At 64.0% G+C, this 12308-nt stretch carries 12 protein-coding genes and 1 pseudogene; 11 read left to right on the forward strand and 2 right to left on the reverse strand.

Going from position 1 to position 12308, the window contains the following annotated elements:
* The first annotated feature begins 84 nt into the window (after positions 1–84).
* The 8 genes and pseudogenes from WA317_RS09560 to WA317_RS09595 form a co-directional block, all read left to right on the forward strand.
* Positions 85–1692, forward strand: a complete 1608-nt coding sequence (locus WA317_RS09560) for a virulence factor Mce family protein (RefSeq protein WP_425172798.1) — start codon at positions 85–87, stop codon at positions 1690–1692.
* A 50-nt stretch (positions 1693–1742) separates the two neighbouring features.
* The gene (locus WA317_RS09565; RefSeq protein ID WP_425172807.1) at positions 1743–2909 is read left to right on the forward strand and encodes a virulence factor Mce family protein; all 1167 of its coding nucleotides are present in this window, start codon (positions 1743–1745) and stop codon (positions 2907–2909) included.
* Positions 2906–4465, forward strand: a complete 1560-nt coding sequence (locus tag WA317_RS09570) for an MCE family protein (RefSeq protein WP_425172808.1) — start codon at positions 2906–2908, stop codon at positions 4463–4465. The genes WA317_RS09565 and WA317_RS09570 overlap by 4 nt, the downstream gene beginning before the upstream one ends.
* On the forward strand, positions 4432–5205 hold the full coding sequence (locus WA317_RS09575; RefSeq protein ID WP_425172799.1) for a hypothetical protein: 774 nt from the start codon (positions 4432–4434) through the stop codon (positions 5203–5205). The genes WA317_RS09570 and WA317_RS09575 overlap by 34 nt, the downstream gene beginning before the upstream one ends.
* On the forward strand, positions 5202–6182 hold the full coding sequence (locus tag WA317_RS09580) for an RDD family protein (RefSeq protein WP_425172800.1): 981 nt from the start codon (positions 5202–5204) through the stop codon (positions 6180–6182). Before WA317_RS09575 ends, WA317_RS09580 begins: the two co-directional genes overlap by 4 nt.
* The gene (locus tag WA317_RS09585; RefSeq protein ID WP_425172801.1) at positions 6179–6772 is read left to right on the forward strand and encodes a mammalian cell entry protein; all 594 of its coding nucleotides are present in this window, start codon (positions 6179–6181) and stop codon (positions 6770–6772) included. Before WA317_RS09580 ends, WA317_RS09585 begins: the two co-directional genes overlap by 4 nt.
* Positions 6739–7620 (forward strand): mammalian cell entry protein, encoded by an 882-nt coding sequence (locus WA317_RS09590; RefSeq protein WP_425172802.1) that lies wholly within the window; start codon positions 6739–6741, stop codon positions 7618–7620. Before WA317_RS09585 ends, WA317_RS09590 begins: the two co-directional genes overlap by 34 nt.
* Positions 7621–7666: 46 nt before the next feature.
* A pseudogene (locus WA317_RS09595) lies at positions 7667–7966 on the forward strand (DUF1275 family protein); the annotation flags it as partial.
* On the opposite strand, the gene WA317_RS09600 reads toward WA317_RS09595, so the two are convergent.
* Positions 7934–9499, reverse strand: a complete 1566-nt coding sequence (locus WA317_RS09600) for a DUF3533 domain-containing protein (protein WP_425172803.1) — start codon at positions 9497–9499, stop codon at positions 7934–7936. The pseudogene WA317_RS09595 and the gene WA317_RS09600 sit on opposite strands and share 33 nt — an antisense overlap.
* 143 nt (positions 9500–9642) lie before the next feature.
* Here WA317_RS09600 and WA317_RS09605 point away from each other — a divergent pair, with 143 nt between their 5' ends.
* Positions 9643–9921, forward strand: a complete 279-nt coding sequence (locus tag WA317_RS09605; protein WP_425172804.1) for a GlsB/YeaQ/YmgE family stress response membrane protein — start codon at positions 9643–9645, stop codon at positions 9919–9921.
* 19 nt (positions 9922–9940) lie between these two features.
* On the opposite strand, the gene WA317_RS09610 is transcribed toward WA317_RS09605, so the two are convergent.
* The gene (locus WA317_RS09610; RefSeq protein ID WP_425172805.1) at positions 9941–10666 is read right to left on the reverse strand and encodes a pirin family protein; all 726 of its coding nucleotides are present in this window, start codon (positions 10664–10666) and stop codon (positions 9941–9943) included.
* 80 nt (positions 10667–10746) lie between these two features.
* Here WA317_RS09610 and WA317_RS09615 point away from each other — a divergent pair, with 80 nt between their 5' ends.
* Together WA317_RS09615 and WA317_RS09620 are read left to right on the forward strand one after the other, a co-directional pair.
* Positions 10747–11586 carry a lysophospholipase gene (locus WA317_RS09615; RefSeq protein ID WP_425172809.1) on the forward strand — a complete coding sequence of 280 codons (840 nt, stop codon included), beginning with the start codon at positions 10747–10749 and terminating at the stop codon, positions 11584–11586.
* A 76-nt stretch (positions 11587–11662) separates the two neighbouring features.
* The coding region (locus tag WA317_RS09620) for a DUF2786 domain-containing protein (RefSeq protein ID WP_425172806.1) at positions 11663–12308 on the forward strand (646 nt) is incomplete at its 3' end.

The following is a 12308-nucleotide window of genomic DNA, read 5'->3' on the forward strand; positions in this document are numbered from 1 at the left end:
GCCCGGGCCCGGGCCCCAGCTTCCGGCGCCGTTCATCAACCCCGGCGGCACTGGTGGTAGCGGCGCGGAGGGAGGTAGTCAGAATTGAGCACGATCTTCGATCTCCGCAACCTGCCGCTGCCGAAGCTGTCCCGGGCATCGGTGATCATCGCATCGGTGATTGCCGTGTTGGCTCTGGTCGCCGCGTTCGTCGGCTGGCAGCTGTACCAGAAGTTGATCAACAACACCGTCGTCGCCTACTTCCCGGAAGCCAACGCGCTGTATCCCGGAGACAAGGTTCAGATCATGGGCTTCCGGGTGGGCGCCATCGACAAGATCGAGCCGGCCGGCGACAAGATGAAAGTGACCTTCCACTATCTGGGTAAGTACAAGGTGCCTGCCAACGCCTCGGCGGTGGTGCTGAACCCCACGCTGGTGGCGTCGCGCACGCTGCAACTGGAACCGGTCTACAAAGGTGGCCCGGTAATGGCGGAAAACGCGGTGATCCCGATCGAGCGCACCCAGGTGCCGACCGAGTTCGACGAGCTGCGGGACAGCATCTCCAACATCATCTCCAAGCTCGGCCCGACGCCTCAGCAGCCCAAGGGGCCCTTCGGCGATGTCATCGAGTCGTTCGCCGACGGGCTGGCCGGCAAGGGCAAGGAGGTGAACACCGCCTTCAGCAACCTGTCGCGGGCGTTGAACGCGCTGAACGAAGGCCGGGGCGACTTCTTCGCGGTGGTGCGCAGCCTGGCGCTGTTCGTCAACGCTCTGCACCAGGACGACCAACAATTCGTCGCGCTGAATCAGAACTTGGCGCAGTTCACCGACCGGCTGACCCATTCCGACCAGGACCTTGCCAACGCGCAACAGCAGTTCGACGGTCTGCTGTCCACCGTGCGGCCGTTTTTCGCCAAAAACCGCGAAGTGCTGACGCACGACATCAACAACCTGGCCGAGGTGACCACGACACTGGTTCAACCCGAATCGCTGGACGGGTTGGAAACCCTCCTGCACGCCGCGCCGACGGGGGCGGCGAACCTCAACACCATTTATCACCCGTCGCATGGCGCCATCGTCGCCATCCCGGCGATCGTGAACTTCGCCAACCCGATGCAGTTCCTCTGCAGCACGATCCAGGCGGGCAGCCGGCTCGGCTACCAGGAATCCGCCGAACTTTGTGCGCAGTACCTCGGGCCGATCCTCGATGCGATCAAGTTCAACTATTTGCCGTTCGGCCTCAACCTGTTTTCGACCGCCGAGACGACACCGAAGGAGATCGCCTACTCCGAACCGCGGCTGCAGCCGCCGAACGGGTACAAGGACACCACCGTTCCGGGAATCTGGTCGCCGGACACTCCGACGTCGCACAAGAACACCCAACCGGGTTGGGTCACCGCACCCGGCATGCAGGGTCAGAAGGTCGGCCCGATCACTGCGGGACTGCTGACCCCCGAATCTCTCGGCGAACTGATGGGCGGCCCGGACATCCCGCCGGTGCAATCCAACTTGCAGACCCCGCCCGGCTATCCGAACGCCTACGACGAACAACCGGGTCCGCTGCCCTATATCGGCCAGCCCGACCATCCCGCGCCGATACCACCACCGTCGCCTGGCCCCGATGTGCGGCCGGGACCGGTCGCACCGACGCCAGGGCCAGGGCCGGCACCTGCTGGTCCGCCACTGTCCGCCGAATTGGGAGCGGGCCAGTGAGACGCGCAAGGGGCGCTGCGAGCGTGAAAAACACAGCCAAGCCGTGGGCGGTGAACGCCACATCACGTCTTCGTCATTGGGGTCGGCACGGGCTGGTCCTGGCGACAGCGGCATTGATGTTGAGTTCGTGTGGCTGGCGAGGCATCTCCAACGTGCCGATTCCGGGCGGCCCGGGCAACGAATCCGGCTCCTACACCGTCTACGTGCAGATGCCGGACACGCTGGCCATAAACGGCAACAGCCGTGTCCAGGTGGCCGACGTATTCGTCGGTTCAATCCGCGAAATCAAGCTGAAGAACTGGATCGCCACCCTGACGCTGGGCTTGAACAAGGGTGTCAAGCTGCCGAAAAATGCGACCGCCAAGATCGGCCAAACCAGCCTGCTGGGGTCCCAACACATCGAATTAGCCGCGCCGGCCAATCCGTCTCCTCAGCTGTTAAAAAATGGCGACACCATTCCGCTGAAGAACTCGTCGTCGTATCCGTCTACTGAGCAAACTCTGGCCAGTCTCGCCATGATCCTGCGGGGCGGCGGAATTCCGAACTTGGAAGTGCTCCAGAACGAGGTCAACAGCATCGTTTCCGGCCGCGGCGACCAGATTCGCGCGTTCCTCGGAAAATTGGACACGTTCACCCGCCAGGTCAACGAGCAACGTGACGACATCAACCACGCCATCGATTCCACGAACAGGTTGCTGGCCTACGTCGGCACTCGTGCCGACGTCATCGATCGGGTGTTGACGGATGTCCCGCCGTTGATCAAACACCTGGCGGACAAGCGTTATCAGGATCTGTTGATCAACGCGGCCGATGCGTTGGGCCGGGTCACCGGTGCCGCTGCGCAATACTTGGGCGCTGTGCGCGGCGACCTGCACACAGATCTGCAGGCTCTGCAGTGCCCGTTGAAGGAGCTTGGCCGTGCTTCACCCGACCTGCTCGGCGCGTTGAAGATCCTTCTCACCCAGCCGTTCGACGTCGACACCGCTCCCAAGACGTTCCGGGGCGACTACTACAACATCTCGATCACGCTCGACGTGACCTATAGCGCCGCCGACAACGCGTTTTTGACCGGTACGGGGCTGTCCGGTTCATTGCGAGCGCTCGAGCAGTCGTTCGGTCGCGATCCGGAAACGATGATTCCGGACGTCCGCTACACGCCTAACCCGAACGACGCTCCCGGGGGGCCGTTGGTTGAAAGAGCGGATAGGAACTGCTGATGACTCCCTTTGTCCGGCGCCAGCTGATTTTGTTCGTCGGCATGTCGGTGATTGCGGTGCTCGTGCTAGGCGTCTACTACCTGCAGATTCCGACGTTGGTGGGTGTCGGCCGGTACACGCTGAAGGCGGATCTGCCGGAATCGGGCGGTTTGTACAAAACCGCGAACGTCACCTACCGCGGCATCACGGTCGGCAAGGTCACCGACATCCAACCGACCGAACTGGGCGCGCATGCGACGATGAGCATGGACAGCCGCTACAAGATTCCGATCGATGCGATCGCCAACGTGCACTCGGTATCGGCGGTCGGAGAGCAATATCTCGATCTGACCTCGCCGCGCAACCCGAGCAAGTATCTTTCCGCCGGACAGACCATCACCAAAAGCACCGTGCCGGCTCAGATCGGGCCGTTGCTGGACGCCGCCAACAAGGGTCTGTCCGTACTGCCCAAGGACAAGATCAGCGCGCTGTTGGACGAGACGGCTCAATCCGTCGGCGGCTTGGGCCCCGCACTGCAACGGCTGGTCGACTCGACCCAGGCTATCGTCAAGGACTTCGACACCAATATCCATAACGTCGACGACGTCATTCAGAATTCGACACCGATCTTGGACAGCCAGGTCAACTCGGGCAGTTCGATCGAGCGCTGGGCGCGCAACCTGGACAGTTTGGCCGCCCAAACCGCGCAAAACGACGGGCACGTGCGCAGCATTCTGACCCAGGCGGCACCGACTGCCGATCAGGTGGCCGGGGCGTTCGGCGACGTGCGGGAGGCGCTGCCACAGACGCTGGCCAATCTGGCGATCGTCCTCGAAATGCTCAAGCGCTACCGCAACAATGTCGAACAATTGGTCGTGTTTCTGCCGCAAGGCGCGTCGATCGCGGAGACCGTAGCCGCGCCGTTCCCGTCCCCCCCGCTCGCTGCGCTCGACGTGGCGACGACGATCAACCAGCCGCCACCGTGTCTGACCGGCTTCATTCCGGCGTCGCAATGGCGCTCGCCGGCGGACACCAACGATATGCCGGTGCCGAAGGGGCTTTACTGCAAGATTCCGAAGGACACTCCGGCGAACGGCGTCCGCGGGGCACGCAACTTCCCGTGTGTCGATGTGCCCGGGAAGCGGGCCGCGTCGCCGAAGGAGTGCCGCGACCCCAAACCCTATGTTCCATTGGGCACCAATCCGTGGTACGGGGACCCCAACCAGATCAAGAACTGTCCGGCACCGGGTGCCCGCTGTGATCAGCCGATTACGCCGGGAATAGTGGAGCAGGCGCCCTCGGTCGACACCGGCCTCAACCCCGCGCCCGCCGACAGAGTGCCGGGAACGCCACCTCCGGTGAGCGATCCCTTGCAACGGCCGGGTTCCGGTACGGTGCAGTGCAACGGGCAGCAACCCAACCCTTGCGTCTACACTCCAGGCGGTCCACCCACGGCGATCTACAGTCCGCAAAGCGGTGAATTGATAGGGCCGGACGGCGTGAAGTACGCGGTCCAGAACTCGAGTAATACAGGAGACGACGGATGGAAGGAGATGCTGGCGCCAGCAGCCGGCTGAACCTCACCGATGCCGACGACTCGTCGCTTTCGGAGGTGACGCCCGAGGAACTGAAAGATTCCGAGGGCGGAGCCGACCAGACCGGCACCGAGGTGACGCCCGGGGAATTGAAAGATTCCGAGGGCGGAGCCGACCAGTCCAGCACCGAGGTGACGCCGGGGACGGCCGCCGAGGCGGGCGCAGCGCCTGACGGCGAACAAGGTGACGAGGCTGTCGCGGCGGTCAGCGCCGTGCATTCCGGATCGCGCCTGGGCCGCGGTTGGTTGGTCGCTGTCACGGTGCTCCTTCTCCTGCTGGCCGGCGGCGCCGGTGCCGGCGGCTACGTCGCATTGCAGTACTACCGGCAAAGCCAGGCCACTGCCCGCGACGACGCCGCGGCCTTACGGGCCGCCGAGGACTGTGTGGCGGCGACGCAGGCGCCTGACACAGCTGCCATGGCCGATGCCGCCCGCCGGATCATCGAATGCTCCACCGGAGATTTCGGTGCGCAGGCCGCGCTGTACAGCGGGATGCTCACAGAGGCCTATCAAGCCGCCAACGTTCATGTTCAGGTTTCAGACATGCGTGCGGCGGTGGAGCGAAACAACAGCGACGGTTCGGTCGACGTGTTGGTAGCACTGCGCACCAGAGTGTCGAACGTCGAGGCGCAAAATCAAGAGCAGGGTTTCCGACTGCGGGTGACGATGTCACCTGCTGAGGGTCAGTACAAGATTTCCAAGCTCGATCAGGTGGCGAAGTGACGGCGGTGGTCGAGGAGACGAAGACAACGCCGGCCATCCCGAAAGCAGCACGAGTTCGCCCCGAGGCGCCGTGGCACCTGCGTGCATGGTCGTTTGTCATAGACCTCGTACCGGGTGTTGCCGTCGTGGCGACGATGGCGTTGGTCTTCATGACGGTGCCGGTGCGCGGCGTGTGGTGGTGGACCTGTGGTGTCATCGCGGGCCTGGTCATCCTGTCGATGATGGTGAACCGGTTACTGCTGCCGACCGTGATCGGATGGAGCCTGGGTCGCGCCAATGTCAACATCGCCGTTGTCCGGCGGGATGGAATGGCCGTCGGCCCGTGGCGGCTGCTGGCGCGGGACCTGGCTCACTTGCTGGACACAATGTCGGTGTTCCTGGGTTGGCTTTGGCCGCTGTGGGATCAACGGCGGCGGACTTTCGCTGATCTGCTATTACGGACCGAGGTGCGAGTCGTCGAGGAACGTGCGCTGCCACAGCGCGTGCGGCGGTTGAACATCGTTATGGTGCTGGCCGCGACGTCGCTGTGTCTGATCGGTGCGGCGACGTCCTATGGGGTTGTGTACTGGCATCAGCGGGCGATTAAGCAGGCGTCCGACCAGATAACGGCGCAGGGGCCCAGAATCGTCGCCGAGATGCTGTCCTATGACCCGAAAACCATGCAGGACGACTTCGCGCGCGCTCAGTCGCTGACCACCGACAAATATCGCCAGCAGTTGATCAAGCAGCAGGAAGCGGTGCAGAAGCACCCCGTCCTGAATCAGTACTTCGTCGCTAACGCCGCAATGCTGGGATCCGCAACGCCGGATCGTGCGTCGATGCTGTTGTTCCTGCGTGGCGAACGGGGCCTTGCATCGGAGCAGCGGTACATCACCGCAACCGTGCGGGTGAGCTTCGCGAAGGCCGCGAACGGCCACTGGCGGGTAGACGATCTGACTGTGGTAACGAAACCGAAGCCGGCGGCGGGCGGAAAATGAGCCCGCGTCGAAAGATTCGACCCGGTGAGCAATCACTGCTGGCCGCACCGGCTTCGCAGTCGCCGCGGTCGCGGCAATGGCTGCATCGAATCCGCGAACCGTCGCGCCCGCTGAGGATCCCGCTGCTCTTCACGGTCGCCGCGCTGTTGATGGTAGGTGCGCTCACGAGCAGCGCCCTGATGCTGGTTTCGCACCTCCGCAGCGATTCGGCAGCGGAGAAGGATCGTGCTGTGCTGAGCTATGTGTCGTCGTTCATGACGGAGTTCGCTTCGGTCGATCCGTACCACGCGAATGACTATGTGGATCGGGTTTTGACTCAGGCAACCGGCGACTTCCAGAAGCAATTTCAGGACAGCGCCAACGAAATACTGTTTCAGATCGCCAGAGGCGAACGGACCACGGGTACCGTCCTCGACGCCGGCCTAGAACGGTGGAATGACGACGGCAGCGCCAACGTCTTGGTGGCTACCGAAGTCACATCGAAGGCTCCGGACGGGAAGCAGCTTTTCGACAACACAGGTCGTTGGGTGGCGACGGCTAAGCAGGAAGGGAACGCGTGGAAGATCAGCAACCTGTCACAGGTGATCTGACCGAAATCCGCGACCAAGACGAGCAGGCCGAATCAGCCGTCGCAACCGACGCGGTTCAGACCGGGCAGCCGGAATCGGAAGGGTCCGCAGTCGAAGACGAGGCTCCGCGGAGACCGTCGAAGACTCGGTCGCTGAGACGGCTTGGGCGGCGGCGTAAGGGACACCGCGCCGCTGCTGCGCTCCCGGATGGAGCTACTGGGAACGAAACAGGGCAAGGGGCAACGGAATCCGCTCCCGACCTCGACCTTGCCACGACTCCAGCCGCCGAGGACGGCGACCAAGCAGCCCCCGAAACAGCCGATCTAAGCGAAAAGACGCCGCAGTCAAGACGGCCGGTAGGCAGGTGGCTTGTCGCCGTGGTCCTCGTCGCTGCCGCTCTGTTCGTCGGGTCAGCAGCGTTTGCAGGCGCCATGGTTCAGCCATACCTGGCAGATCGCGCGCAAGTGCAGACCAAACTCAAGGTCGCGCGGACCGCGGCCAACGCCATCACCACGCTGTGGACCTACACTCCGGACAACCTCGATAAGCTCGCCGATCGGGCGTCGCTCTATCTCACCGGCGACTTCGAAGCCCAGTACCGCAGATTCGTCGACGCACTCGTCGCGCCCAACAAGCAAGCTCAGGTCACGAACGACACGGTGGTCACCGGGGCGGCGGTCGAGTCGCTCGAGGGCTCCGACGCCGTCGCCATCGTCTACACGAACAGCACCTCGACGAGCCCGATGACCAAGAACATCCCCTCGCTGAAATACCTGTCCTACCGGCTTTTCATGAAGCGCGATCGCGCACGGTGGTTGGTGACCAGGATGAACACCATCACTTCGCTGGATCTCACACCGCGGCTGTAGCGACCCGGCGCGGTGTCCTCAGCGAAACCATTGCTGCACATGGCAGTTGCACACCGCCACCGCTCGCCAATTTAGCATCCAAGAGCTCAGCACCACCGTGCTGACCACCACCATCGTCGGCATAGGGTTCGACAGTCGGCTCGCCGGAGGAACCGGCAGCCGGGCAAAGTTGCGCTACAGCGTCGTGTTGGCGATGTGCGGTGGTGCGGTCATCGCCGCGACGCTGTCTCGGATCACCGTTGCCCCGGTGATCGCGCTGGCCGCCGCGATCGTCGCGGTGAGCCTATCGATCTTTCGGGTTTGGTCCGGCCTGTCAGACCCAACCCGTTCTGTGATCGGCGCCTGACGCGTCCGCTTTCGCCGGCTCAGCTGTGTCGGCGGTCGTGTCCCAACTGTCCGCCGTCTCTGCGCCTTCCGGATCTGCGGTCTCGGTCAAGCCAGGGCCAGCCGTCGTCGCGTCGGTCTCCGTGGCTTCCGCAGCCTCCGCCGGTTCGGTGCCTTCGCTCGGTTCGGTGGTAGCGGACGCCTCGGCGGCGGCCGGAATACGGTGGTAACCGCGTTGGTCGTACATGCGAGTCACGATGGCGCCCAGCAGAAGTCCGATCACCAAACCGGCGGCGGTCAGCATCACCGACTGCGACAGGCCGGCATCGGCTCGCCCATTGAAATACAACAACGCCCGGGTGCCCAGGAACACCTGATGCATCGGCTCGAATTTGGCCAGCCACCCGTAGAACGTTGGCGTGGCTTCGAGTGGAATGGTGGCGCCGGCCGACGGCAGGCCGAGGATGACGAAAATGAACATGCTGACCAGCAAACCCACTGTGCCCAGCACCGCGATGAGTGAAGTTGAAGAGATCCCGACGGCGGCAATCGCGAACACGCCGTAGAGCCACAGCACCCAGGTGTTCCCGAAAGGCATGCCGAGACCCTTGGCGATGCTCAAGTACGCAGCCGAGGTCAGCAACGCCACCACCACCGTGACAGCCCACTTGATCAGCAAGGTGCGGAACCGGGAGATCTTGACCTTTTCGGCGAATCGGTACACCGGACCGAATTCCGCCGGCACGTAGCCGAGCATGGAGTCCACCAGCGTGCTGACCACGATGCTGCCGGTGAATCCGGCCAGCAGCAGCAACAGGGCGTAGTAGAACGCCGACAGGCCGCTGCCAGTGCCTTCCGGAAGGGGTTTGTAGACCTGACTTTCGATAGCAACGGGATTGGACAGCAACGCAGCCGCCGAACTCGAAAGCCGAGCGCCAGGCGTCTGCTCTGCTACCTCCTCCATCAGCCGTTTGGCGATCTTGTGATTGAGAGCGGCGGCCGCCCGGTTGAGCGCCTGGCTGGCGATATTAGAGCCCATCGTGCCAGCGCGTGGATTGGATAACACCGAGATGACCGGCCGGCTGACCGGTCCCGGTTTGACCGCGGCCCGTGCGACGCCCTGCAGTTTGGCGGAGAAGGTCGGAGCTATGCCGACCGCACCGTAGATGCCCGCCGTATTCAACTGCTGCTGGGCCGCTTGCGGCGTCAGGATCCGAACATCGAACTTGTCCTTGTCGAGGCCGCCGACCATGCCGTTGAGGAACTGTTTCCCGGTCGGACCGGAATCTTCGTTGACGATCGCGATCGGAAGATGCCGCAGGTTGGTGGTCGGGTTCAGGATGCCACCCAGATAGAGGGCCGCCAGCGCCGACAACACCGCCACGCTGATCAGGATCGGCGCCGCCCAGAACCGCACCGATCGGGTGGGCCTTGCCTCGGCCTTGCGGCTGGGCTTGACGCCAACCTTTCGGCGGGGCTTTCCGGCCGCCCTTCGGCCGGGCTTTACGGCCGCCTTTCGGCCGGGTGCTTTGGGCTCGGGCTTCGCATGCGACATGCAGGCTCCTTCTCGTCTGGCCTACCTTATGTGTGTTTCCGGCCGCTGTGGTCGTGCTCGCGGCGAAAAGTTAGGCGGGCCGGTTAAGTGGGCACCCCGATCGGTGTTGGCGCCACCGGGCGCCTCAAGATAGAGGAGCAGCAATGATAGGAACGATTTTCAGCGCCCTCATCGTCGGACTGATCGTGGGCGCACTTGCGCGGCTGATCATGCCGGGTAAGCAAAACATCGGAATCATCATGACCATCATCTTGGGCGCCGTCGGGGCGTTCCTCGGGTCATGGCTGACCTACAACCTTGGCTACCACAATTCCAACGGCGGGTGGGCGGTGATTCCGTTTCTGGTCGGCATCATCCTGGCCGTCGTCCTCATCGCCATCTACCTGGGCGTGACCGGCCGGCGTGGCCAACTCCGCCACTGAGCGGACGTGGGAAGTCGCTTCAGCCACCGAGCGCGGCATGCATCTCCCACACGAGCAGTTCAGTGTCCTCGGTGGCGCTGACCAGCGCGCCGTCGAACCCGGTGAACCGAGCGGCGTCACCCTCCCCGAGCGCACCGCCACCCTCGAGTGTGACCCGGCCCCGCGCGACGAACAGGTGCAGGTACGGCGCTTCGGGTAAGGCGACAGACTCGCCGGCCGCCAGCCGGGCACCGTGCACGGCGGCATGACGGTTGTGCACAGTGATCGCGGCCTCGCGGCCCGAGATGCCCGAGGCTATGGGAACGAGGTTTCCGCGCAGTTGTCCGTCGGCGATCTCGTGTTGCTCATAGCTCGGAGAGATGCCCGGCTCATCAGGGATGACCCACATCTGAATGAAACGCACCGCCTCGCCGGCTGACTCATTCTTCTCCGAGTGCAGAATGCCACTGCCAGCCGACATGCGCTGAGCCAGGCCGGGATAGATGGCACCACGGTTGCCGATGGAATCTTGATGCGTCAGCGATCCCTGCAGCACCCACGTCACGACTTCCATGTCCCGGTGCGGATGCCGGTGAAATCCGCTGCGCGGTTCAACGATGTCGTCGTTGTTCACCAGCAGCAGACCGTGGTGGGTGTTGGCCGGATCGTAGTGGTCACCAAAGGAGAAGGAATGCCTCGAATTCAGCCAGGGAGTCCTCGTGACCGCTCGATCAGCAGCGCGCCGAACCTCGACCTCGACAGGCATACTTCACCGTACCCAGCGGCTCCTATGTCAACGCCGACTGAGCGGCGGACGAGAAGCGAGGGGTTTCCGTCTACGCTGCCCTGATGACCTCCCGTACCGAGCGGAACTTCGACGGGGTCGGCGGCGTGCGCATCGTCTACGACGTCTGGACGCCGGCCACAACGCCGCGGGGGGTAGTAGTCCTTTCGCACGGGCTCGGTGAGCATGCCCGCCGCTACGACCACGTTGCACAGCGTTTCGGTGAGGCCGGGCTGGTCACTTACGCGCTCGACCATCGCGGACACGGCCGCTCGGGCGGCAAGCGGGTGCTGCTCAAGGACATCTCCGAATACACCGGCGACTTCGACACGCTGGTCGGCATCGCGGGCAAGGAACATCCCGGCTGCAAGAGAATCGTGCTCGGACACAGTATGGGCGGTGGCATCGTGTTCGCCTACGGGGTGGAGCGTCCGGACAACTACGACCTGATGGTGTTGTCTGGTCCGGCGGTGGCTGCGCAGCACGGGTTATCACCATTGTTGGCGCTGGTCGCGAAAGCTGTTGGCGCGGTCGCGCCGGGGCTTCCGGTGCAGGAACTCGACTCCAAAGCCGTTTCCCGGGATCCCGCCGTGGTTGCCGCCTATGACAGCGACCCGCTGGTGCATCACGGCAAGGTGCCGGCCGGCATCGCCCGCGCCCTGCTGCTCGTCGGCGAGACGATGCCGCAGCGGGCCGCCGCACTGACCAAGCCGCTGCTGGTCGTACACGGTGTGGAGGACCGGCTGATCGATGTCAGCGGCAGTCGCAAGCTGGTCGAGACGGTGGGCTCGCCGGATGTCGAGCTCAAAGAGTATCCGGGCTTGTACCACGAAGTGTTCAACGAGCCCGAGCGCAACGAAGTGCTCGACGACGTCAAGTCGTGGATCAATGCCCGACTGTGAACAACGACTCCCGTAGCGGGATGGCCCCCGGTCGTGCCGCACCGGAATGTCTTAGCGGTCACGTAGTTTGGCGACTATGAGCGACGACAAGATGCTGGCCCGCATCGCCGCCCTCCTGCGCCAGGCGGAAGGCACCGACAACGATCACGAGGCTGAGGCGTTCATGGCCGCGGCGCAACGGCTTGCCACGGCGACGTCTATCGACTTGGCGGTGGCCCGGGCACACTCGGCCACGCGTACCCAGGCGCAGGCCCCCGTCCAGCGCACGGTCACGATCGGGACGGCGGGCGCCAGAGGACTTCGGACCTACGTCCAGTTATTCGTGGTCATCGCTTCGGCCAATGACGTGCGATGTGACGTGGCGTCGAATTCGACGTTCGTCTACGCATACGGGTTTGCCGAGGACATCGACGCCAGCCACGCGTTGTACGCCAGCTTGGTGGTCCAGATGGTGCGAGCCTCGGATTCGTACATCACCTCCGGGGCGCACCGACCAACGCCGACGATCACCGCCCGGCTGAACTTTCAGCTTGCGTTCGGCGCCCGGATCGGTCAGCGGCTGGTGGAGGCCCGTGAGCAAGCCCGCCGGGAAGCTCAGGAAGACCGCAACCGGGCGCCCGGTACGGCGATCGCGCTGCGCGACAAAGATCTCGAGCTAAGAGGCTTCTACCGCAGCGCGTCCTCGGCGCGCGGCACCTGGCAAGCCAGCCGCGCGTCAGCGG

The organism is Mycobacterium sp. (assembly GCF_049802695.1).
Lineage (GTDB): Bacteria > Actinomycetota > Actinomycetes > Mycobacteriales > Mycobacteriaceae > Mycobacterium.